General features: G+C 64.0%; 23 protein-coding genes. 14 read left to right on the top strand and 9 right to left on the bottom strand.

The features are described from left to right. Window positions 1-125: 125 nt before the first annotated feature. Window positions 126-800 (bottom strand): RadC family protein, encoded by a 675-nt coding sequence (radC, locus tag ACSZPK_RS03900; RefSeq protein ID WP_437880069.1) that lies wholly within the window; start codon window positions 798-800, stop codon window positions 126-128. A 138-nt stretch (window positions 801-938) separates the two neighbouring features. Between radC and coaBC the strand changes: the two genes are divergently transcribed. From coaBC to argB, 4 genes are all read left to right on the top strand, one after another. After that, window positions 939-2,147, top strand: a complete 1,209-nt coding sequence (gene coaBC, locus ACSZPK_RS03895) for a bifunctional phosphopantothenoylcysteine decarboxylase/phosphopantothenate--cysteine ligase CoaBC (protein WP_437880068.1) — start codon at window positions 939-941, stop codon at window positions 2,145-2,147. A gap of 27 nt (window positions 2,148-2,174) precedes the next feature. Further along, complete coding sequence (gene dut, locus ACSZPK_RS03890) at window positions 2,175-2,630, top strand: dUTP diphosphatase (RefSeq protein ID WP_437880067.1); 456 nt, start codon at window positions 2,175-2,177, stop codon at window positions 2,628-2,630. Window positions 2,631-3,839: 1,209 nt separating this feature from the next. Beyond that, a complete protein-coding gene (algC, locus tag ACSZPK_RS03885) occupies window positions 3,840-5,237 on the top strand; it encodes a phosphomannomutase/phosphoglucomutase (protein ID WP_437880282.1) in 1,398 nt (465 codons plus the stop codon). A gap of 23 nt (window positions 5,238-5,260) precedes the next feature. Further along, entirely contained in the window at window positions 5,261-6,169 is a 909-nt protein-coding gene (gene argB / locus ACSZPK_RS03880; RefSeq protein ID WP_437880066.1) for an acetylglutamate kinase, read from the top strand. A 338-nt stretch (window positions 6,170-6,507) separates the two neighbouring features. On the opposite strand, the gene ACSZPK_RS03875 is transcribed toward argB, so the two are convergent. Further along, complete coding sequence (locus ACSZPK_RS03875) at window positions 6,508-7,086, bottom strand: DUF4124 domain-containing protein (protein ID WP_437880065.1); 579 nt, start codon at window positions 7,084-7,086, stop codon at window positions 6,508-6,510. Window positions 7,087-7,117: 31 nt separating this feature from the next. Next, a complete protein-coding gene (pyrE, locus tag ACSZPK_RS03870) occupies window positions 7,118-7,762 on the bottom strand; it encodes an orotate phosphoribosyltransferase (RefSeq protein WP_437880064.1) in 645 nt (214 codons plus the stop codon). A gap of 94 nt (window positions 7,763-7,856) precedes the next feature. Between pyrE and ACSZPK_RS03865 the strand changes: the two genes are divergently transcribed. Further along, window positions 7,857-8,636: an exodeoxyribonuclease III gene (locus ACSZPK_RS03865; protein ID WP_437880063.1), complete on the top strand. Its 780-nt coding sequence runs from the start codon at window positions 7,857-7,859 to the stop codon at window positions 8,634-8,636. A 19-nt stretch (window positions 8,637-8,655) separates the two neighbouring features. Here ACSZPK_RS03865 and ACSZPK_RS03860 read toward each other — a convergent pair whose 3' ends face one another. The 3 genes from ACSZPK_RS03860 to rph form a co-directional block, all read right to left on the bottom strand. Continuing rightward, window positions 8,656-9,582, bottom strand: coding sequence for a DUF808 domain-containing protein (locus ACSZPK_RS03860; RefSeq protein WP_437880062.1), 927 nt, complete (start codon window positions 9,580-9,582; stop codon window positions 8,656-8,658). A 62-nt stretch (window positions 9,583-9,644) separates the two neighbouring features. Next, window positions 9,645-10,010: a DUF4870 domain-containing protein gene (locus ACSZPK_RS03855; protein ID WP_437880061.1), complete on the bottom strand. Its 366-nt coding sequence runs from the start codon at window positions 10,008-10,010 to the stop codon at window positions 9,645-9,647. A 14-nt stretch (window positions 10,011-10,024) separates the two neighbouring features. After that, window positions 10,025-10,744 (bottom strand): ribonuclease PH, encoded by a 720-nt coding sequence (gene rph, locus ACSZPK_RS03850; RefSeq protein WP_437880060.1) that lies wholly within the window; start codon window positions 10,742-10,744, stop codon window positions 10,025-10,027. A gap of 135 nt (window positions 10,745-10,879) precedes the next feature. On the opposite strand from rph, the gene ACSZPK_RS03845 reads away from it, so the two are divergent. From ACSZPK_RS03845 to ACSZPK_RS03820, 6 genes are all read left to right on the top strand, one after another. Continuing rightward, a complete protein-coding gene (locus tag ACSZPK_RS03845) occupies window positions 10,880-11,743 on the top strand; it encodes a YicC/YloC family endoribonuclease (RefSeq protein WP_437880059.1) in 864 nt (287 codons plus the stop codon). Window positions 11,744-11,758: 15 nt separating this feature from the next. Next, window positions 11,759-12,379 (top strand): guanylate kinase, encoded by a 621-nt coding sequence (gmk, locus tag ACSZPK_RS03840; RefSeq protein ID WP_437880058.1) that lies wholly within the window; start codon window positions 11,759-11,761, stop codon window positions 12,377-12,379. A 104-nt stretch (window positions 12,380-12,483) separates the two neighbouring features. Further along, window positions 12,484-12,750, top strand: coding sequence for a DNA-directed RNA polymerase subunit omega (rpoZ, locus tag ACSZPK_RS03835; RefSeq protein WP_437880057.1), 267 nt, complete (start codon window positions 12,484-12,486; stop codon window positions 12,748-12,750). A 52-nt stretch (window positions 12,751-12,802) separates the two neighbouring features. Next, window positions 12,803-14,911, top strand: a complete 2,109-nt coding sequence (spoT, locus tag ACSZPK_RS03830) for a bifunctional GTP diphosphokinase/guanosine-3',5'-bis pyrophosphate 3'-pyrophosphohydrolase (protein WP_437880056.1) — start codon at window positions 12,803-12,805, stop codon at window positions 14,909-14,911. Between the two features lie 121 nt (window positions 14,912-15,032). Beyond that, window positions 15,033-15,413, top strand: a complete 381-nt coding sequence (locus tag ACSZPK_RS03825; RefSeq protein ID WP_437880055.1) for a RidA family protein — start codon at window positions 15,033-15,035, stop codon at window positions 15,411-15,413. 1 nt (window position 15,414) lies between these two features. Continuing rightward, window positions 15,415-16,146 (top strand): hypothetical protein, encoded by a 732-nt coding sequence (locus ACSZPK_RS03820; protein WP_437880054.1) that lies wholly within the window; start codon window positions 15,415-15,417, stop codon window positions 16,144-16,146. Window positions 16,147-16,192: 46 nt separating this feature from the next. On the opposite strand, the gene ACSZPK_RS03815 is transcribed toward ACSZPK_RS03820, so the two are convergent. The 3 genes from ACSZPK_RS03815 to ACSZPK_RS03805 all read right to left on the bottom strand — a co-directional run bounded on the left by ACSZPK_RS03815 (window position 16,193) and on the right by ACSZPK_RS03805 (window position 18,557). Continuing rightward, entirely contained in the window at window positions 16,193-16,834 is a 642-nt protein-coding gene (locus ACSZPK_RS03815) for a LysE family translocator (RefSeq protein WP_437880053.1), read from the bottom strand. 66 nt (window positions 16,835-16,900) lie between these two features. Then, window positions 16,901-17,701 carry an AraC family transcriptional regulator gene (locus tag ACSZPK_RS03810; protein WP_437880052.1) on the bottom strand — a complete coding sequence of 267 codons (801 nt, stop codon included), beginning with the start codon at window positions 17,699-17,701 and terminating at the stop codon, window positions 16,901-16,903. After that, the gene (locus ACSZPK_RS03805) at window positions 17,691-18,557 is read right to left on the bottom strand and encodes an NAD-dependent epimerase/dehydratase family protein (RefSeq protein ID WP_437880051.1); all 867 of its coding nucleotides are present in this window, start codon (window positions 18,555-18,557) and stop codon (window positions 17,691-17,693) included. The genes ACSZPK_RS03810 and ACSZPK_RS03805 overlap by 11 nt, the downstream gene beginning before the upstream one ends. A gap of 166 nt (window positions 18,558-18,723) precedes the next feature. Between ACSZPK_RS03805 and exbB the strand changes: the two genes are divergently transcribed. From exbB to ACSZPK_RS03790, 3 genes are read left to right on the top strand one after another with little or no spacing between them, the layout of a single operon-like run. Further along, window positions 18,724-19,812 carry a tonB-system energizer ExbB gene (gene exbB / locus ACSZPK_RS03800; protein WP_437880050.1) on the top strand — a complete coding sequence of 363 codons (1,089 nt, stop codon included), beginning with the start codon at window positions 18,724-18,726 and terminating at the stop codon, window positions 19,810-19,812. Between the two features lie 3 nt (window positions 19,813-19,815). Beyond that, window positions 19,816-20,241: a TonB system transport protein ExbD gene (gene exbD / locus ACSZPK_RS03795; RefSeq protein WP_437880049.1), complete on the top strand. Its 426-nt coding sequence runs from the start codon at window positions 19,816-19,818 to the stop codon at window positions 20,239-20,241. Continuing rightward, on the top strand, window positions 20,238-20,981 hold the full coding sequence (locus ACSZPK_RS03790; RefSeq protein WP_437880048.1) for an energy transducer TonB: 744 nt from the start codon (window positions 20,238-20,240) through the stop codon (window positions 20,979-20,981). The genes exbD and ACSZPK_RS03790 overlap by 4 nt, the downstream gene beginning before the upstream one ends. The last annotated feature ends 85 nt before the right edge of the window (window positions 20,982-21,066 follow it).

Genomic DNA, 21,066 nt, shown 5'->3' with positions numbered 1-21,066 from the left:
AGGAGCGGACGTCATTACTCGATGTGTTTAGCCGTCACTCCCGCGAAAGCGGGAGCCCAAAAAAGCGCTTCTGGATTCCCGCCTTCGCGGGAATGACGGAGAAATAGCGAACGTCCGCTCCTGCCTCAAAGCCAACCAAACTCCGCCATCGACAGCGGATCGCCATCGCCAATGATGAAGTGATCGAGCACCCGCACTTCGACCAGCGCCAGTGATTCCTTGAGCCTTGCCGTCAACACGCGATCCGCCTGGCTCGGCTCGGCGACACCTGAAGGATGGTTGTGCACCAGGATCACGGCGGCGGCGTTCTGTGCCAGGGCGCGCTTGACCACTTGCCTGGGATAAACGCTTGCACCGTCGATGCTGCCGCGAAACAGTGGCTCGAACTCGATCACCCGGTGCTTCGAATCGAGAAACAGGCAACCGAACACCTCATGCGGCTCGTGACGCAGACAGGCCTTGAGGTAGTCACGCACGGCCTGCGGGCTCTCCAGCGCCGAGTCGCGCTTGATGCGCTCGGCCAGGTGACGGCGGCCCATCTCCAATACAGCTTGCAGTTGCGTGTATTTCGCCGGTCCCAGCCCCAGGTGCTGGCTGAACGAAATCAGGTCCGCTTCGAGCAATTGGCGCAGACCGCCAAAGTCGCGCAGCAGGTGCCGGGCCAGGTCGACCGCACTCTTGCCGGCCACGCCAGTACGCAGAAAGATCGCCAGCAACTCTGCATCGGTAAGGGTCGCCGCGCCCTGGGCCAGCAGCTTTTCCCGCGGGCGTTCCGCCACGGGCCAATCACGAATACTCATAGACATCTCCCTGTCCATTGCACCCACTGTTCCGGTGTGGGCCCTGTGCTATCTTAGCCCGGCTTTTTTGCGCGGTGGCAGGGCCAGGGGAGGCGCCTTCGTCGCATTGCTATCCACACCACATTATTAAGGCAGGCTATGCAGCGGCTGTATCGTAAACGCATCGTTCTGGGCGTCGGCGGGGGCATTGCCGCCTACAAGAGCGCCGAGCTGGTTCGCCGGCTGCGCGATCAGGGCGCGGAAGTACGCGTGGTCATGACCCGTGGCGGCTGCGAATTCATCACCCCGCTGACCCTGCAGGCATTGTCCGGCCACCCGGTTCATCTCGACCTGCTCGATCCCGAGGCCGAAGCCGCCATGGGCCATATCGAGCTGGCGCGCTGGGCCGACCTGGTACTGGTCGCCCCCGCCACCGCCGACCTGATGGCACGCCTGAGCCAAGGCGTCGCCGACGACCTGCTGACCACCCTGGTGCTGGCCACCGACGCCCCGGTGGCCCTGGCCCCGGCGATGAACCAGGCGATGTGGCGCGACCCGGCGACCCAGGCCAATGCCCAACTGCTGGAGCAGCGCGGCCTCAAGCTGTTTGGCCCTGCCGCCGGCAGCCAGGCCTGCGGCGACGTCGGCCCTGGCCGCATGCTCGAAGCCGAGGAACTGGTGCAGCGCGCCGCCGACTGCTTCCAGCGCCACAGCCTGACCGGCAAGCATGTGCTGATCACCGCCGGCCCGACCCAGGAAAACATCGACCCGGTGCGCTACATCACCAACCACAGTTCCGGCAAGATGGGCTTCGCCCTGGCCGAAGCAGCGGTGGAAGCCGGCGCCCGCGTGACCCTGGTCACCGGCCCGGTGCACCTGCCGACCCCGGACCGGGTTGCCCGCATCGACGTGGTCAGCGCCCGCGACATGCTCGCCGCCTGCGAAGCGGCCATGCCCTGCGACATTCTCATCGCCTCGGCGGCGGTGGCCGACTACCGTCCGGAAGTGATCGCCCCGCACAAATTGAAGAAAGACCCCACCACCGGCGACGGCCTGCTCCTGCAACTGGTGCGCAACCCCGACATCCTCGCCACCCTGGCCGGCCGCCCGGATCGCCCGTTCAGCGTGGGCTTCGCCGCGGAAACGGAAAACCTGCTCGGCTATGCTGCACGCAAGCTGCAGGACAAGAATCTCGACCTGATCGTCGCCAACGATGTGGCCAACCCCACCATCGGCTTCAATAGTGAAGAGAACGCGATCACCATCATCGACCGCGAATTGCACGCCAGCAGCTTCGCCCAGACCAGCAAGGGCAAGATCGCCCGCCAACTGGTCGCTTTCATCGCCGAGCGCCAGACCGGCGCCTGACTTCAACCGATAGACACAGGACACTTCATGCACGCACTGCAAGCCAAGATCCTCGACTCCCGCCTGGGCAGCGAATTTCCCCTGCCGCACTACGCCACCCCAGGCTCAGCCGGGCTCGACCTGCGCGCGATGCTCAAGGAAAAGGCCATCCTCGAACCGGGCCAGACCATTCTCATCCCCACCGGGCTGTCGATCCATATCGCCGATCCAGGCCTGGCGGCGCTGGTCCTGCCGCGCTCGGGCCTGGGCCACAAGCACGGCATCGTGCTCGGCAACCTGGTCGGCCTGATCGACTCCGACTACCAGGGCGAACTGATGGTGTCCTGCTGGAACCGCGGCCAGAGCGCCTTCACCATCGAAGTCGGCGAGCGCATCGCGCAACTGGTGCTGGTACCCGTGGTGCAGGCGCACTTCGAACTGGTCGAACAGTTCGACGAAAGCCAGCGCGGCGCGGGCGGCTTCGGCCATTCGGGAACACGCTGACCCACACTCAGGACGGGGAGACGCTCGGTGAAACTGTTCAAGCGCGGCAATGCCACAGAAACACCTCAACTGATCGCCCCGGACGACAAGGCCAAGCCGGACAGGGACCTCAGCCCGCTGCTGCCAGGCGCGCTGACCACCCTGCTCGGCATCGCCGCTGCTGGCGCGCTGCTGTGGTATGCCCTGAACGGCAACGCCAACCACCAGCGGCAGGAGCTGGTCGAGGCCTGGGGCAACAGCCAGGCCAATGCCATCAAGCAGGCCTTGCAGCAGCTCAAGGCCGATACCGAAGCGGCCGCCAACGACCCCGCGTTGCTCGACGCCATCAACAGCCAGGACCACGAGCAGATCGGCGCCGCCGAACACAGCCTGCAGCACTGGCAAGGCGTGGTCGATGCCCACCTCAACGCGCCAGGCCGCGCTGTCCCGGAAACCGGCCGCGCCGGGCCGATGAACTTCGCCGCGCTCGATCTGGTGCATCGCCTGGAAAACGGCCAACAGGCCGCCGCGGAAGCCTACAAGATCGGCGAACGCTGGCTGGTCTACAGCGTCGCGCCCCTGCGCCGCCCCGACAGCGCGCAACTGCAAGGCACGTTGCTGCTGGTCGTCGACCTGCAACGTATCCTCAACACCCTGCCCGAACTGCCAGCGAATGCCGGGCGCGCCGAGCTGGCGCAACGCTTCGGCAAGGGCAACCCGCAGACGCTGGTGCAATACGGCGGCGCGGCCGAGGGCAAGGCCGTCAGCTTCCCGACCGGCAACCCCAACTGGGTGCTGAATTTCAGCGCTGGGCCGGCGATCACCGCCCCACCGATCTCCACTCCACTGCTGGCCATCGCCGTGCTGTTGGCCTTGCTCGGCGCCCTGGTCGGTCTGCACCTGACCCGCTCACGCCTGCTCAGGCAGGTGGACGGCGATGCCAAGCAACTTGGTCAACTGCTTCAGGAGCTTTCTGGCGGAAAGTCGGTCAAAGCGTTCAGCCTGGGCCTGCCGCCCTTGAATGAACTGGCCCAGGCCATCGCGCGGATGCCGCGTCGCAAACAAGAAGCCCCGGCCAGCCACGGGGCCGGCAGTCCGAAAGCCACTGCTGTAACGGAACCCGCGCCCAAGCCGATCGAATTGGCCGACCCGCTGTTCCAAGACACCGATATTCTCGATATCGATATCCTTGACGAAGACCAGGATCTCCTGGGACTGGAGCAAACCTACATGGCCAGCGCCCCGCAAAATCCACCGAAACTGCTCTCAAGCATTTTCCGCGCCTACGACATTCGTGGCGTGGTCGACGACAGTCTCACCGAAGAAGCCGCCTACTGGATCGGTCGATCCATCGGCTCGGAAAGCCTCGCCCAGGGCGAAGCCAACGTCGCCGTCGGCCGTGATGGCCGGTTGTCCGGGCCGAAACTCGTGCAGCAACTGATCCAGGGCCTGCTCGACGCCGGCTGCCATGTCAGTGACGTGGGCATGGTGCCGACCCCGGCGCTGTACTTCGCCACCCACATCCTCGAAGGCAAGTCCGGCGTCATGCTCACCGGCAGCCACAACCCGCCGGACTACAACGGCTTCAAGATCGTCATCGCCGGCGACACCCAGGCCAACGAGCAGATCCAGAAGCTCAAGGCGCGCATCGACGACAACGACCTCGCCAGCGGCGTGGGCAGTGTCAAGCAGGTCGATATCCTCACGCCCTACTTCGAGCACATCGTCGGCGACATCGCCCTGGCGCGCCCGCTCAAGGTGGTGGTCGACTGCGGCAACGGCGTGGCCGGCGTGATCGCGCCGAAGCTGGTCGAGGCCCTCGGTTGCGAAGTGATCTCGCTGTACGGCGAGGTCGACGGCAACTTCCCCAATCACCATCCCGATCCGGGCAAGCCGGAGAACCTGGTCGACCTGATCGCCAAGGTCAAGAGCGAAGGCGCCGACCTGGGCCTGGCCTTCGACGGCGACGCCGACCGCGTCGGCGTGATCACCAACGCCGGCACCATGGTCTTCCCCGACCGCCTGATGATGCTGTTCTCCAAGGACGTGGTCTCGCGCAACCCCGGCGCCGACATCATCTACGACGTCAAATGCACCCGCCGCCTCGGTGCGCTGATCAGCGGCTACGGCGGGCGCCCGGTAATGTGGAAGACCGGCCATTCGTTGATCAAGAAGAAAATGAAGCAGACCGGCGCCCTGCTGGCTGGCGAGATGAGCGGGCACATCTTCTTCAAGGAGCGCTGGTTCGGTTTCGACGACGGCATCTACAGCGCGGCGCGCCTGCTGGAGATTCTCAGCCAGGACAAGCGCCCCGCCGAACAGGTGTTCGCCGCCTTCCCGGCCGATGTCTCCACCCCGGAAATCAACGTCACCGTGACCGACGACAGCAAATTCCCGCTGATCGAACAGTTGCAGCGTGACGCCAAGTGGGGCGACGCCAATCTAACTACCCTGGATGGCGTGCGCGTGGACTACCCGAAAGGCTGGGGCCTGGTGCGCGCCTCCAATACCACGCCGGTACTGGTGCTGCGCTTCGAGGCCGAGACGCAACAAGAGCTCACGCGCATCCAGGATGTATTCCGCGCGCAACTGCATGCCGTCGCACCTGATCTCAAACTGCCGTTCTGACCTACCCTGGAGCCCGTTTCGCAATGACCCTCAATCGTGATGCCGCCACCGAAGTCGCCAAGGTTCTCTCCGAGGCGCTGCCGTACATCCGTCGCTTCGTCGGCAAGACGCTGGTGATCAAGTACGGCGGCAACGCCATGGAAAGCGACGAACTCAAGGAAGGCTTCGCCCGCGACGTCGTCCTGATGAAGGCAGTCGGCATCAACCCGGTGGTGGTGCATGGCGGCGGGCCGCAGATCGGTGATCTGCTCAAGCGCCTGTCCATCGAGAGCCATTTCATCGACGGCATGCGCGTCACTGACGCGCAGACCATGGATGTGGTGGAGATGGTTCTCGGCGGCCAGGTCAACAAGGACATCGTCAACCTGATCAACCGCCACGGCGGCAGCGCTATCGGCCTGACCGGCAAGGACGCGGAGCTGATCCGGGCGAAGAAGCTGACCGTCAGCCGCCAGACCCCGGAAATGACCAAGCCGGAAATCATCGACATCGGCCACGTTGGCGAGGTGTCCAGCATCAACACCGACCTGATCAACATGCTGGTCAAAGGCGACTTCATCCCGGTCATCGCCCCGATCGGCGTAGGCGTGAACGGTGAGTCGTACAACATCAACGCCGACCTGGTCGCAGGCAAGGTGGCCGAAGCGCTGAAAGCCGAGAAGCTGATGCTGCTGACCAACATCGCCGGCCTGATGAACAAGCAGGGTGAAGTGCTGACCGGCCTGACCACCGAACAGGTCGATGGCCTGATCGCCGACGGCACCATCTACGGTGGCATGCTGCCGAAGATCCGTTGCGCCCTGGAGGCCGTGCAAGGCGGCGTGACCAGCGCGCACATCATCGATGGCCGGGTACCGAATGCGGTGCTGCTGGAAATCTTCACCGACAGCGGCGTCGGCACGCTGATCAGCAACCGCAAGCCACGCAACTAAGCGATCAGAGAAACACGACGACAGCCCCAAAGGGGCTGTTTTCGTTTTAGCCAGCGACTCTTGGCCGTTCGATAACAGACTTTTCGCTTGAGTGGCCGCATTGAGGCAGGGGCGGACATCATTACTCGGTGTGTTTAGCCGTCACTCCCGCGAAGGCGGGAGCCCAAAAAAGCGCTTCTGGGTTCCCGCCTTCGCGGGAATGACGGAGGAATAACGAATGTCCGCAATTGCCTCAAAGCAGCCTGCTCGAAATGTCGAAGGGAGATACGTTCTTCAACACGCCCAATGGCTTGGAGCAAAACCTCAGCAGGCCTTAGATACAAGCCACGTGCTGCGCCTTACTGATTGCGCTTGAGCAGGTAATCGAGCCTGGCGCGATCGGCGGCGAACGATGCTGCGGCATCGGCCTGGTTCTTCTGAAAACGCAGGATGTCCTGCTCGGCACTGGCCTGCTCGGCCTTCAGGTTGTCGATCTGCGCCAGCAGGTGCTCAGGCACCTCGCGCCCTGAACGCTCCATGTCGGCCGCCTGGCTCAGCAGGTTGTTCTGCTGGATGCGCAACGACTGTACGTTGGCCTTGGCCACGTCGATCACCCCGCTCAGCTCGGCGAGCTTGCGGTCGCGGGCACGATCGACATCCGCCACGCTGGAATACAGGCGCAGCAACTGGATATCCGAGCCCGCGCGGGACTTCTCCTGCTGCATGCGCTTACGCTCCTCGAGGCTCGGAGCCGGCGGCACCACCTTGACCACCCGGCCCTGCTCGTTGAGCACTTCGTAGCCTTTTTCCATGTACTGCGGCGGGACCATGCTGTCGAGCACGACGATTCCCTTGCCATCCACGTAGCGGTACAGGTCCGCCTGCACCGGCAGGCAGATCGACAACAACAGCATGCAATGGGCAGTACCCTTGAGCATGACCCGAACCCTTCTCTTCAGCGGTAGGGCGTCACTGAACGCCGAATTGCGCGCGATAGCTCTCGACGGCGGGCAGGAACTTCTTCAGTTCAGCATCATCCGCCAGATAGGCAAGTACCTGCTCCAGAGAGACGATGCTGACCACCGGAATGGCGTAGTCGCGCTCGACCTCCTGGATCGCCGACAGCTCGCCCTGACCGCGCTCCTGCCGATTCAATGCAATCAATACGCCAGCTGCCTGCGCAGCCTGTGCCTGGATGATCTGCATGACCTCGCGAATCGCGGTCCCGGCGGTGATCACGTCGTCGACGATCATCACCCGACCGTTCAACGGCGCGCCGACCAGGGTTCCACCTTCACCATGGGCCTTGGCTTCCTTGCGGTTGAAGCAGTACGGCACATCGCGGCCATGCTGCTCGGCCAGGGCCACGGCCGTGGCGGCGGCCAGCGGGATACCCTTGTAGGCCGGGCCGAACATCACGTCGAAGTCGATGCCGCTGTCGACCAGCGCCGACGCATAGAAACGCCCCAGTTGCGCCAGGGCCAAACCACTGTTGAACAGGCCGGCATTGAAGAAATAGGGGCTGGTGCGCCCGGACTTGAGGGTGAATTCGCCGAAGCGCAGCACGCCGCGTTCGATGGCAAAACGGATGAACTCACGCTGATAGGCTTGCATGGAAAGTCCCGGAAGGCTCGATTATTACTAGGATTTTTGGCTAATTGACGATGAGCTCGGGTATCATACATGCACGTGTTTTCAGGGGCCATTTATGCGGATCATCAGCGTGAACGTGAATGGCATTCAGGGTGCGGTCGAGCGAGGTCTGCTCAGCTGGCTGCAAGCCCAGAATGCCGACGTGATCTGCTTGCAGGATACCCGGGCGACTTCCGTCGAACTGGACGACCCGGCCTTTCAACTGGACGGTTACTTCCTCTACGCATGCGAAGCCGAGAATCCGGAACAAGGCGGCGTGGCGCTGTATTCGCGCCTGCAGCCAAAAGCCGTGATTCACGGCCTCGGCTTCGAGACGGCGGATCGCTACGGACGTTACCTGCAGGCGGACTTCGACAAAGTCAGTATCGCCAGCCTGCTGCTGCCTTCCGGCCAGGGCGGTGACGAGAATCTCAACCAGAAATTCAAGTTCATCGACGACTTCAGCAGCTATCTGGACAAACAGCGCCGCAAGCGCCGCGACTATATCTATTGCGGCTCGCTCTACGTCGCCCACCAGAAGCTCGACGTGAAGAACTGGCGCGATTGCCAGCAGATGCCCGGCTTCCTCGCGCCCGAACGCGCCTGGATGGACGAGGTGGTCGGCACCATGGGTTATGTCGACGCCCTGCGCGAAGTCAGCCGTGAAGGCGACCAGTACAGCTGGTGGCCGGACAACGAGCAGGCCGAGATGCTCAACCTCGGCTGGCGCTTCGACTACCAACTGCTGACTCCCGGCATGCGTCGCACCGTACGCAACGCACGCCTGCCACGCCAGCCGCGCTTCTCCCAGCATGCCGCGCTGATCGTCGACTACGACTGGCTGCTGAGCGTCTGAAGACCTGCTGGCGGTAGGCTCAGGCGCGCAGTTTGCGCCAGATGCTGCCCACAATCGTCACACCGGCCAGAACCACTGCGCCGGCGACAATCCCGAACAGAGCATTGAGCAGCGTCGGAGCGAACCAGGCCAGCGGTTCGGCGATCTGCGCCGACTTGAGAGTCAGCGCTTCGACCAGGTGATGCAGCGGCGCGAAACCGTGGGTCAGGATGCCACCACCGACCATGAACATCGCCGCCGTGCCGACCACGGACAGCACCTTCATCAGCCAGGGTGCCAGCCACAGCAAGCCGTTGCCGAGCGCACGGGCGAGCGCGCTGGTGCGTTTGTTCAGGTAGAGACCGGCATCATCCAGCTTGACGATGCCCGCCACCAGGCCATAGACGCCGATGGTCATCGCCACTGCGATTCCTGCCAGCACGGTGAACTGCTGCAGCAGCGGTTGCTGCTCGACCACGCCCAGGGTGATGGCGATGATTTCCGCCGAGAGAATGAAGTCGGTGCGGATCGCACCCTTGATCTTGGCCTTCTCGAACGCCTTGATATCCACAGCCGGATCGGCCAGCGCCTGATTCCGCTGCTCGTGAGCCGCCTGGTCTTCTTCCTTGCTGTGCAGCAGCTTGTGCGCCAGCTTCTCGAAGCCTTCGAAACAGAGAAAGGCACCGCCGACCATCAGCAGTGGCGTGATCGCCCAGGGCGCGAAGGCACTGATCAGCAGCGCCACCGGCACCAGGATCGCCTTGTTCACCAGCGAGCCCTTGCACACCGCCCACACCACCGGCAATTCGCGGTCGGCGGAAACCCCGGTGACCTGCTGGGCATTCAGCGCCAGGTCGTCGCCCAGCACGCCGGCGGTTTTCTTGGCCGCCACCTTGGTCATCACGGACACATCGTCCAGGACCGTGGCGATGTCATCGAGCAGAGCGAGAAGGTTGGCACCGGCCACAGGCAGTCATCCAGGCGAAGGGGAAAAAGTGGCGAGCGACCGACGGGTCGCTCGCCAGGGGCTTACTTGATCAGGCGCAGGCAGAAGGGATAGCGATAGGACTTGCCTTCGTTGGCCTTGATCGAGGCAATGATCAGCAACACCAGCGCACCGATGCCCACCAACCCCGCCAGGAACACGCCAATGACGATGAAGGCCAGGAAGAAGCACACCACGAACGCCAGCACCACGGTGATCTGGAAGTTCAGCGCTTCCTTGCCCTGCTCATCGATGAACGGCGAATTCTCGCGCTTCATCTGCCACAGGATCAGCGGCCCCAGCAGATTGCCGAAGGGGATAACCATCCCGGCCAGCGCGGCCAGATGGCAGAACATCGCCCACTGGCGGACTTCCTGGCTCGGCACCTTGTTCAGACTCTGCTCATCCATTTCCAGCACTCCTTTCAATTGGCCAGCGCGGCGCGCTGCAGTTCGAAAAGCTCGCGTACACCCTGCTGGGCCAGCGCCAGCATGGCATTCAACTCTTGCGGCTGGAACGGCGCGCCTTCAGCGGTGCCCTGAACCTCGATGAAACCGCCGGCATCGGTCATCACCACGTTGAGGTCGGTCTCGGCGGCGGAGTCTTCCAGGTAATCGAGATCGAGCACCGGTTCACCCTGATAGATACCCACCGAGACGGCGGCGACCATTTGCTTGAGCGGTTCGCCCTTGAGCGAGCCACGCTTCTTCAGCACCTTCAGCGCATCGGCCACGGCGACCATGGCGCCCGTGATCGACGCGGTACGGGTGCCGCCATCGGCCTGGATCACGTCGCAATCGATATAGAGGGTGTTTTCACCCAGTTTGCTCATGTCCAGCGCAGCGCGCAGGGAGCGCCCGATCAGGCGCTGGATCTCCAGGGTGCGGCCGCCCTGCTTGCCCTTGCTCGCCTCGCGCTGGTTACGTTCGCCGGTGGCACGCGGCAGCATGCCGTACTCGGCGGTCAACCAGCCTTGACCCTGGCCCTTGAGGAAGCGCGGCACGCCAGCCTCGACGCTGGCAGTGCAGATCACCTTGGTATCGCCGAACTCGACCAGCACCGAACCCTCGGCATGCTTGGTGTAGTTGCGGGTGATACGAACGGGGCGCAACTCGGCGGCGGCACGGCCACTGGGACGTTTCATCGGGAATACCTGTCAGGGGACTGAAAACTGGCCGGCATTATAGAGTGCACGTCGCCGCCGCGACACGTCCGATTGGGCCGTTCGACGCACTGCGCTACAATCCCGCCCCTCATTCACGATCCGAGAGGTAACCCCATGGTGCACAGCATGACCGCCTTCGCTCGCACCGAAGAAGCCGGCAGCCACGGCACGCTGATCTGGGAACTGCGCTCGGTCAACCACCGCTACCTGGAACCGCACCTGCGCCTGCCCGAGTCGTTCCGCGATCTCGAAGGTGCCGTGCGCGAAGCGCTGCGCCAGGGCCTGTCGCGCGGCAAGGTGGAATGCACCCTGCGTTTCGCCGAGGAAGACGCCGGCAAGAGCCTGCAGGTCGACAGCCTGCGCGCGCGCCAGTTGATCGAAGCGGCGCAGAGCGTCGCCGCGCTGATCGCCCAGCCAGCGCCGATCAACCCCCTGGAGGTATTGGCCTGGCCCGGCGTACTGGTCGCCGACGCCGCCGACCCCCAGGCACTGAACAGCGCCGCATTGAAGCTGTTCGACAAAGCCCTCGACGAACTGAAGAACGGTCGCGGCCGTGAAGGTGCCGAACTGGCCAGGTTGCTCAACGAGCGCCTCGACAGCATCCTCGACGAAGTCGCCGCCCTGCGCGAACTGGTGCCGCAGATGCTCGCCGGCCAGCGCCAGAAGCTCCTCGACCGCTGTGCCGAGATGCAGGCCGAACTCGACCCGCAGCGCCTGGAACAGGAACTGGTGATCCTCGCGCAGAAGAGCGACGTCGCCGAAGAACTCGACCGCCTGACCACCCATGTCAGCGAGGTGCGTCGCGTGCTCAAGGCCGGCGGCGCGGCCGGGCGGCGCCTGGACTTCCTCATGCAGGAGCTCAATCGCGAAGCCAACACCCTCGGTTCCAAGGCCTTCGACCCGCGCAGCACCCAGGCCGCGGTCAACCTCAAGGTGTTGATCGAACAGATGCGCGAACAAGTGCAGAACATCGAATAAGTCAGGATACCCGCAATGACCGCCACCACCGGTACGCTCTACATCGTTTCCGCGCCGTCCGGCGCCGGCAAGACCAGCCTGGTCAAGGCCTTGATCGACGCCGTGCCGCGCATTCGCGTATCGGTTTCGCACACCACCCGCGCCATGCGCCCGGGCGAGGCGGACGGGGTCAACTACCACTTCGTCTCCCGCGAGGAGTTCACCGCGATGATCCAGCGTGGCGACTTCCTCGAACATGCCCAGGTGTTCGACAACTTCTACGGCACCTCGCAACGCTGGCTGGAACAGACCCTGGCCGAAGGCATCGACCTGATCCTCGAGATCGACTGGCAGGGCGCGCAACAGGTGCGCAAGCTGATGCCCCAGGCCAAGTCGATCTTCATCCTGCCGCCCACCCAGGACGCCTTGCGCCACCGCCTGACCAACCGCGGCCAGGACAGCGGCGAGATCATCGAGCGGCGCATGCGCGAAGCGGTCAGCGAGATGAGCCACTACGTCGAGTACGACTACCTGGTGATCAACGACGACTTCGCCCATGCCCTGGACGACCTCAAGGCGATCTTCCATGCCAACCAACTGCTCCAGGCGACCCAGCAGCAGCGCCATGCCGGCCTGCTGACCGACCTGCTCGCCTGAACCTGAAAACAGCGCTTCCCTAAATGCTGGTGATTTTTTAAACTGTTCAGTCCGCTCGCCAGACTGGCGACCAGCCCCATTCGCTATTTGCACCGAGGAACATCATGGCCCGCGTTACCGTAGAAGATTGCCTGGACAACGTTGCCAACCGCTTCGAGCTGGTCATGCTCGCCACCAAGCGCTCCCGCCAGCTGGCCACCGGCGGCAAGGAGCCACGCGTGGCGTGGGAAAACGACAAGCCGACCGTCGTCGCCCTGCGTGAAATCGCCGCCGGCCTGGTGGACAGCGACTTTATCGCCCAGGAAGACCTGGTCGAAGAAGAACCCTTCTTCGCCGCGCCGCTGGAAGACGAGAGCAACGAGCCTCTCTGATCGCGATGGGTCGATGCCTGAGCCAGACTGACGAGCGTCAAGGAGCACGGCCTTGGCGAGCATAGACACACTCGCCGATCGGCTATCGACCTATCTCGGCCCGGACCAGGTCAACCTGGTCCGCCGCGCCTACTTCTACGCCGAGCAGGCCCACGACGGGCAGCGCCGCCGCAGTGGCGAGCCTTACGTCACCCACCCGCTCGCCGTCGCCAACATCCTCGCCGACATGCACATGGACCATCAAAGCCTGATGGCCGCGATGCTGCATGACGTGATCGAGGACACCGGCATCGCCAAGGAAGCCCTCACCGCGCAGTTCGGCGAGACCGTTTCCGAGCTGGTCGACGGGGTCAGCAAGCTGACCCAGATGGACTTTCAGTCCAAGGCCGAAGCCCAGGCCGAGAACTTCCAGAAGATGGCCATGGCCATGGCCCGCGACATCCGCGTGATCCTGGTAAAGCTGGCCGACCGCCTGCACAACATGCGCACCCTGGAAGTGCTGTCCGGCGAGAAACGCCGGCGCATCGCCAAGGAAACCCTGGAAATCTACGCGCCCATCGCCAACCGCCTGGGCATGCACAGCATGCGCGTGGAGTTCGAGGACTTAGGTTTCAAGGCCATGCACCCGATGCGCTCCGAGCGCATCCGTGCCGCCGTTCGGCGCGCACGCGGCAACCGCAAGGAAATCGTCGCCAAGATCGAGGAATCGATCCTCGCCTGCCTGCACCGCGAAGGCATGGAAGGCGATGTCACCGGCCGCGAGAAGCACCTGTACAGCATCTACCAGAAGATGCGCGGCAAGCGCCGGGCCTTCAACGAGATCATGGACGTCTACGCGTTCCGCATCATCGTCGACAAGGTAGATACCTGCTACCGCGTGCTCGGCGCCGTGCACAACCTGTACAAACCGCTGCCCGGGCGCTTCAAGGACTACATCGCAATTCCCAAGGCCAACGGCTACCAGTCGCTGCACACCACCCTGTTCGGCATGCACGGCGTGCCCATCGAAATCCAGATCCGCACCCGCGAGATGGAAGAGATGGCCAACAACGGTATCGCCGCGCACTGGCTGTACAAGTCCCCCGAGGACGAGCAACCCAAGGGCACCCACGCCCGTGCGCGCCAGTGGGTCAAGGGTGTGCTGGAGCTGCAGCAACGGGCGGGCAACTCCCTGGAATTCATCGAGAGCGTGAAGATCGACCTGTTTCCGGACGAGGTCTATGTGTTCACGCCCAAGGGCCGGATCATGGAGCTGCCGAAAGGCTCCACGGCCGTCGACTTCGCCTACGCGGTGCATACCGACGTCGGCAACAGTTGCATCGCCTGCCGCATCAACCGCCGCCTGGCGCCGCTGTCGCAAGCCCTGGAAAGCGGCTCCACGGTGGAGATCGTCAGCGCGCCCGGCGCCCGGCCAAACCCGGCCTGGCTCAACTTCGTGGTCACCGGCAAGGCGCGTACGCACATCCGCCATGCGCTCAAGCAGCAACGCCGCTCGGAGTCGATCAGTCTTGGCGAGCGCCTGCTGAACAAGGTACTGGCCGGCTTCGACAGCCACCTGGACAAGATCTCCCCGGAACGCATCCAGCAGACCCTGGCCGAATACCGCCAGGAAGTCATCGAAGACCTGCTCGAAGACATCGGCCTGGGCAACCGCATGGCCTACGTGGTCGCGCGCCGGCTGCTGGCCAGCGATGGCGACGAACCACAGAACGCCGAAGGGCCACTGGCCATCCGTGGCACCGAGGGCCTGGTGCTCAGCTACGCCAAATGCTGCACGCCAATTCCAGGCGACCCGATCGTCGGGCATCTGTCGGCGGGCAAGGGCATGGTCGTGCACCTGGACACCTGCCGCAACATCGCGGAAATCCGCCACAACCCGGAAAAATGCATCCAGCTCAGTTGGGCCAAGGACGTCACCGGCGAATTCAACGTCGAACTGCGCGTCGAGCTGGAGCACCAGCGCGGCCTGATCGCCCTGCTGGCCAGCAGCGTCAACGCCGCCGACGGCAACATCGAGAAGATCAGCATGGACGAGCGCGATGGCCGCATCAGCATCGTGCAACTGGTCGTCAGCGTGCATGACCGCGTGCACCTGGCCCGGGTGATCAGGAAGCTGCGCACCCTCACCGGCGTTTCCCGCATCACCCGTGTCAGGGCCTGACCACGCCGCAAGCCTGCCCATGCGCGACGCCCGGCAATCTTCCCTTGAGCCGCGCGCGCGCAGCCGGTAGCCTCATCGGCTTTCACGCGCAGCGTGTGGCTGCCTCAACCAGGAGCTTCCCATGAGCAAGAGCGTCATCAGCAGCGACAAGGCCCCAGCCGCCATCGGCACCTATTCCCAGGCGATCAAGGCCGGCAACACGGTCTACCTGTCCGGGCAGATCCCGCTGGATCCGAAGACCATGGAGCTGGTGCAAGGCTTCGAAGAGCAGACCGTGCAGGTGTTCGAGAACCTCAAGGCGGTGATCGAAGCCGCGGGCGGCTCGTTCAAGGACGTGGTCAAGCTGAACATCTTCCTCACCGACCTGGCCCACTTCGCCAAGGTCAACGAAGTCATGGGGCGCTACTTCGAACAGCCATACCCGGCCCGCGCCGCCATCGGCGTCGCCTCGCTGCCACGCGGCGCCCAGGTGGAAATGGACGGCATCCTGGTCATCGACTGATATGCGCCAACTCCTGCCCCTCGCCCTGCTCGGCGGCCTGATCGGTTGCTCCAGCCAACCTGGCAATCCAGACGGCATCTGGATCAACCAACCGGTGATCGATAGCGCCCGCGAGGGTGGCTCCCTGCGCGAAACCCTGCTCGCCCACGGGCCGAACCTCGAATGGCGGATCGACAGCCAGCGCGGCAGCGCCACCTACAGCAATGGCTTCGAACTCGGCGAAGGTCGTCTGATCCAGCAGAAAGCGGATACCTGGAGCGTCGACTTCGACGGCGGCCTGCAGGAAAGCCTCAGCCTGGACGACGATGAACTGACCCAGGCTGGCAGCGGTAGCGGCCCGCAGCAGGAATTCCGCAAGCCCGGCATTGCAGTCGCGGCGGATGCGCCGCCCGGCAGCAGTTTCGAACGGGCGCTGTATGACGCCTACCTGGGCGGCACCTGGAAGATTCGCGAAGGGCAAGGCCAGGGCGGACTGGTCATTTTCCATCCAGACGGCCAGGTCGAAGGCCTGCCCGGCACCGACCGCTACGCCCTGTGCCTGGCTGGCGACTGCGCCGCCATGGCCGGCGATCACGACAGCATCTGGCTACAACAGGGCCAGCAGGGCAGCCCTTGGCTGTTCGAACGTGACGGCGACGAATTGCGCATCCAGGAAGCAGTCAACCGCGCCCAGTTCGATGAAGTCCCCGAGTACCATCCGGGTCGCCAGGCCTGGTTGCTCGAGCGGGACTGAGGCGAAACGGGGCAAAGGCAGACGACGGGCACCCTGCCCGTCTCGTTCACGCGCCCCTCAATAGCGTGCCCATGGCGCGGCAAACCAGCGCCAAGCCCAATCCCAGCAATAGCGCTCCACATGAGCGATCCAGCCAGACCACCTGCTCCTCCAGCCAATCACGCCAGCGGGCATGGCTCAGCAAGCGCACCAGCAGCAGATCCCAGAACAACACCACCGCACTCATCCAGGCCATGCACAGCGCCGTGCCCCAGGCCGGCATCGAGGCCTCGCGTAACAGGGTGAACAACCCGGCGTAAAAGATCGGCAGCTTTGGATTCAGGCTGCTGGCCAGCAATCCCTGCCAGACCCCTTCGCGCCAGTGCCCACCTTCCTCACGCCCATCATTGGCGATCAGACGCAGCTCACGTCGAGCCCGCAGCGCCTGCAGGCCAAGCCAGACGAAATAGCAACCACCGAGCCCCTGTAGCAGCCGCCATAACCCGGACTCGCCTGGCGGCAGCAGCTCCAGCGCCAGGACGACCAGCAGCATGCTCAGCAGATTCGCCAAGGCAATACCGAACGCATTGCCGTTGGCCTGGGCCCGCCCCCGCAACAGGGCATTGCGCAGCAACAGAAAGAAATCCGGCCCCGGCGACAGCAAGGCGGCGAAGTGGGTGCTGGCAACCAGCACGAACAAGGTGAACATGGCAGACCTCCGACAACAATCGCCGGCAGTCTGTACTCCGCGTGAACGCGTGGTATTGGAAGAAACTCAGGTCCTGACGCTGCGCTGGAAGCGTCCCGGCGTCACCCCGGTGAAACGGCGAAAGGCGCCGCTGAAATGCGCCTGGTCGTAGAACCCCAGCCCCAGCGCAACGTCCACCAGTGACTGGCCCTTGAGCAACATCCGCTTGGCCTCGCGAATCCGCCGCTGCAACAGATAGGTATGGGGCGGTACGCCATAGGCCTGACGAAAGGCCTCGATCAGATGGCGGGGATGACGCTGCATCTGCGCCGCCATCGCTTCCAGGCTGATGGCCTCGGTGCAGTGCGCCTCCAGGTAGTCGCGCAGACGGCGGATCACACCACTATCGCGCCCGGCCGCCGGCAATGCGCGCAGGCCGCCATGACGCACGAACACCAACTCGAGCAGATCGAGCAGTTCACTCTCCAGGGACAACCCGTCCTGGTTTTCCAGCTCGCTCGCCACGCGGGCCAGCCCGGCGGCGACAGCCCCATCGTCACACGGCGTCAGTTCGGCGAAACCGCGCGGCAAACGTTTACGCCCGAGCAACGCCGGCAAGCGAGACTCCTCGACATACAGCATGCGATAGACCAGTCGTTCCGACTCGGCATGGCCGGTATGCGCTTCCTCGGGGTTCATCAATGAAAGGTGCCCGGCAGGAATCGCATGCCGCGCCCCACGGCACTGATAGCCGCCAACCCCGGACAGAATGGCGCCGATGGCAAAGGCATCATGGCTGTGCCGACCGAACGCCTGGCCGGAGAAGTCCGCATGGAACAGCTCGACACCCGGCAGCCAGGCACTGGCCAGCAGGCGGTTATTGGTCATCGGCATGCTGCAGGATCTGCGCGTAGCCTTCGCGATAGCTGGGGAATCGCGGGCGCCAGCCCAATGCTCGGGCTCGCGCATTGCTGCAGCGCTTGCTGCCGGAGCGTCGCACCGTCTGCTCATCGGACCAGTGGTCGACACCAAGCTGCTCACGCAGCCAACCTACCACCTCGTGCAAGGCCGCCGGCTCATCGTCGACGCCGATGTAGCAGGTCTCCAGCGGCGTGCCACGGTGCGCGGCGAGCAACAGGAAGGCCAGTAGATCGGCACAGTCGTCGACATGAATGCGGTTGGCGTAGAGCGGTGGTTCGCTGACCACTCGATAGCCCTGGCGTACCTGTTCGAGCAGCCACTCCCGGCCTGGACCATAGATGCCGGTCAGGCGCACCACGCTGGCCGGCAGGCCGCTGTCCAGCAACAGGCGCTCGGCCTCGAGCATCAGGCGCCCGGAATAGCGTTCGGCCTCGGCCGGGGAGAATTCGTCCACCCATTCGCCTTGCGCCTGTGCGTAAACCCCGCTGCTGGAGACGAACAGCACATGGCGCGGGCGCTGCCCACACTGACGCATCCATTGCAGTACATGGCGCATGCCATCGACATAGGCGCGCTGGTATCCGGCCTCGTCATGCTCGCTGGCAGCGACGCTGTAGACCAGGTAGTCCAGCCCCTCCCGAGGCCACTGCGGCGGCAGGCCCGCCTGTTGCAGATCGGCCGCGACCGGCAGCACACCCGCCGGCAGCAGCGCCACCTCGCGACGCAGCCCATGGACCCGCCAGCCCTCGGCCAACATGCGCCGGGCAAGGCGCCCGCCCACATCGCCACAGCCGGCAATCAACAGGGTTGGAGTTGCAGGCATTGGCTATCACCTCATGGCAAAGGACAGTTCAGGAAGACAGGCGGTAGCCAATGATAGAGAAAAGTAAAGTGGAAGATACATTGTTACTTTCACAAACAAGAATTACTTGCAATAATGCGGACCCTTTTGCTCTTTAGCCTCCGATTCCCTTTCAGGTCCGGCCAGCATGAACTCGATCTCTTCCAGCTCTCGTCCAATCAATGCAGCCCTGCTTGGCGCATTGGTCATTTCCCTGCTTATCCCGGTAATGGGCCATGCCGAGGAGCCGACAGCGCCGGCCGCTTCGAGCACCGATCACAGCGCCCATGTCGCACCGGCAGCCGACACCGAGCAGCAGGCGCCGCAGCCCGGAGCCGACCCGCATGCCAAGGCCCTGCACGACAAGATCGAGTCGCTCGGCCCGCAAGCGACCCCCGAGCAGGTCAGTGCCGCTCAGCAGGAATACCTGCAGCAGAACGGTATCACTGGCGAAGAGGCCAACCGCGTGCTGAATGACGCAGACTCTTTCGGCGAGCCGGCCCCGCAAGCCATTCCCGAAGAAGCGCCGGTGGTCCACGACCTGTCGCCATGGGGCATGTACCAGAACGCCGACGTGGTGGTTAAGAGCGTGATGATCGGCCTGATCATCGCCTCGATCATCACCTGGACCATCTGGATCGCCAAGAGCTTCGAACTGGTCGCCGCCCGTCGTCGCCTGCGCCGCGAACTGGCCGACCTGAAAGGCGTTCGCACCCTCAACCAGGCCGCCGAGCAGGCACGCGTGAAGAACAGCTTCAGCACCCTGCTGATCGAAGATGCGCGTGAGGAAATCAAACTGTCTGCCGCCGTGATCCGCGAGAAGGACAGCATCAAGGAACGCGTGAGCTTCCGCCTCGAACGCCTGGTCGCCGCCTGTGGCCGCGACATGAGCAAAGGCACCGGCGTACTTGCCACCATCGGCTCCACCGCCCCCTTCGTCGGTCTGTTCGGTACCGTCTGGGGGATCATGAACAGCTTCATCGGCATCGCCAAGACCCAGACCACCAACCTGGCCGTGGTCGCCCCCGGTATCGCCGAAGCCCTGCTGGCCACCGCCCTGGGCCTGGTCGCCGCCATCCCGGCGGTCATCATCTACAACGTCTTCGCGCGTTCCATCGCCGCCTACAAGGCCCAGGTCGCCGACGCTTCGGCCCAGGTCCTGCTGCTGGTCAGCCGCGACCTGGACCACCAGTCCAACGGCGAGCGCAGCTCCTCCCACATGGCCAAGGCGGTTTGAAGCATGGGTCTGCACCTGAAAGAAGGCGCTGACGATCTCCAGGAAAACCACGAGATCAACGTCACCCCCTTCATCGACGTGATGCTGGTGCTGCTGATCATCTTCATGGTTGCCGCACCGCTGGCCACCGTGGATGTGAAGATCGATCTGCCCGCGTCCAGCGCCAAGCCGGCGCCGCGACCGGAGAAACCGATCTACCTGAGCATCAAGGAAGACAAGAGCCTGTTCCTCGACAACGATCAGGTCGACCCTTCTCTGCTTGGCGCGACGCTCGATCGTCTGACCAAGTCCGACAAGGAAAAGACCATCTTCGTCCGCGGCGACAAGGGTGTGGACTACGGCGACCTGATGGTCGTCATGGACAACCTGCGTAGTGCGGGCTACCTGAAGATTGGCCTGGTAGGCCTGGAAACGGTCGGAAAACCATGAATTCAACGCCAGCCAAGCTGTCGCGGTGGAGCGTCAGCATCATTGTTGTGCTCGCGCTACACGCCGGGCTGTTCTACTGGGCGTTCTTCTGGCACCCGACGATGCAGCCCATCGAGCTGCCGCCGGCGGCCATGATCATCGAGCTAGAGCCGCTGCCGCCAGTCGCGCCCAAGCCTGCCCCACCGCCGCCACCGGAGGTGAAACAGGAAGAGCCCGAGCCGATGCCCAAGCTGGTGGAAGCGCCGAAGCCGACGATAGCGGTGACCAAGCCGAAGCCCAAGCCGAAGCCACAGCCCAAGCCACCGAAGCCGAAACCGCCGGAGCCCAAGCCGCCGGAGCCGGATCAACCGGAAGAAGAAGCACCGCCCGCTCCGCCGTCGCCAAACATCGATGAGAAGGCAGCGGCGCCGCAACAGGCACCGGTCAGCGCCCCGAGCCAGGCTGAAATCACTTGGCAGAGCAAGCTGCTGGCGCACCTGGCGAAGTACAAGCGTTACCCGGAAGATGCTCGCCGCCGTGGCTTCGAAGGCGTCAATCGCCTGCGCTTCGTGGTCGACGCTGAGGGTAACGTGCTGTCCTACTCGCTGGTCGGCAAATCCGGCAGCGCGTCACTCGACCGCGCCACGATGGAGATGATCCGCCGGGCGCAGCCACTGCCGCCACCGCCGCCGGAAATGCTCGACAACGGGCAGAAGGAAGTGGTCGCTCCCTTCGTCTACTCGCTGGATCGTCGACGTTAAGAACCGGGTCACGATCTCGCAAGATAGCGAGCATGCGGCCTGCTCCAGCGGAGCAGGCCGCTTGGTTCGATTGAAGACAGCGGCT

Source organism: Pseudomonas sp. LRF_L74 (assembly GCF_965644255.1).
GTDB lineage: Bacteria > Pseudomonadota > Gammaproteobacteria > Pseudomonadales > Pseudomonadaceae > Aquipseudomonas.
This window is presented reverse-complemented; position numbering and strand designations above follow the sequence as displayed.

Bases quoted from the DNA above. Each gene is read 5' to 3' on its own strand.
- rpoZ (WP_437880057.1), top strand. From the start codon at position 12,484: ATGGCCCGCGTTACCGTAGAAGATTGCCTGGACAACGTTGCCAACCGC.
- radC (WP_437880069.1), bottom strand. From the start codon at position 800: ATGAGTATTCGTGATTGGCCCGTGGCGGAACGCCCGCGGGAAAAGCTG.
- ACSZPK_RS03790 (WP_437880048.1), top strand. From the start codon at position 20,238: ATGAATTCAACGCCAGCCAAGCTGTCGCGGTGGAGCGTCAGCATCATT.
- ACSZPK_RS03825 (WP_437880055.1), top strand. From the start codon at position 15,033: ATGAGCAAGAGCGTCATCAGCAGCGACAAGGCCCCAGCCGCCATCGGC.
- coaBC (WP_437880068.1), top strand. From the start codon at position 939: ATGCAGCGGCTGTATCGTAAACGCATCGTTCTGGGCGTCGGCGGGGGC.
- ACSZPK_RS03875 (WP_437880065.1), bottom strand. From the start codon at position 7,086: ATGCTCAAGGGTACTGCCCATTGCATGCTGTTGTTGTCGATCTGCCTG.
- argB (WP_437880066.1), top strand. From the start codon at position 5,261: ATGACCCTCAATCGTGATGCCGCCACCGAAGTCGCCAAGGTTCTCTCC.
- rph (WP_437880060.1), bottom strand. From the start codon at position 10,744: ATGAAACGTCCCAGTGGCCGTGCCGCCGCCGAGTTGCGCCCCGTTCGT.
- exbB (WP_437880050.1), top strand. From the start codon at position 18,724: ATGAACTCGATCTCTTCCAGCTCTCGTCCAATCAATGCAGCCCTGCTT.
- dut (WP_437880067.1), top strand. From the start codon at position 2,175: ATGCACGCACTGCAAGCCAAGATCCTCGACTCCCGCCTGGGCAGCGAA.
- ACSZPK_RS03855 (WP_437880061.1), bottom strand. From the start codon at position 10,010: ATGGATGAGCAGAGTCTGAACAAGGTGCCGAGCCAGGAAGTCCGCCAG.
- exbD (WP_437880049.1), top strand. From the start codon at position 19,816: ATGGGTCTGCACCTGAAAGAAGGCGCTGACGATCTCCAGGAAAACCAC.
- algC (WP_437880282.1), top strand. From the start codon at position 3,840: ATGGCCAGCGCCCCGCAAAATCCACCGAAACTGCTCTCAAGCATTTTC.
- ACSZPK_RS03820 (WP_437880054.1), top strand. From the start codon at position 15,415: ATGCGCCAACTCCTGCCCCTCGCCCTGCTCGGCGGCCTGATCGGTTGC.
- gmk (WP_437880058.1), top strand. From the start codon at position 11,759: ATGACCGCCACCACCGGTACGCTCTACATCGTTTCCGCGCCGTCCGGC.
- ACSZPK_RS03810 (WP_437880052.1), bottom strand. From the start codon at position 17,701: ATGACCAATAACCGCCTGCTGGCCAGTGCCTGGCTGCCGGGTGTCGAG.
- ACSZPK_RS03805 (WP_437880051.1), bottom strand. From the start codon at position 18,557: ATGCCTGCAACTCCAACCCTGTTGATTGCCGGCTGTGGCGATGTGGGC.
- ACSZPK_RS03845 (WP_437880059.1), top strand. From the start codon at position 10,880: ATGGTGCACAGCATGACCGCCTTCGCTCGCACCGAAGAAGCCGGCAGC.
- ACSZPK_RS03865 (WP_437880063.1), top strand. From the start codon at position 7,857: ATGCGGATCATCAGCGTGAACGTGAATGGCATTCAGGGTGCGGTCGAG.
- ACSZPK_RS03815 (WP_437880053.1), bottom strand. From the start codon at position 16,834: ATGTTCACCTTGTTCGTGCTGGTTGCCAGCACCCACTTCGCCGCCTTG.
- pyrE (WP_437880064.1), bottom strand. From the start codon at position 7,762: ATGCAAGCCTATCAGCGTGAGTTCATCCGTTTTGCCATCGAACGCGGC.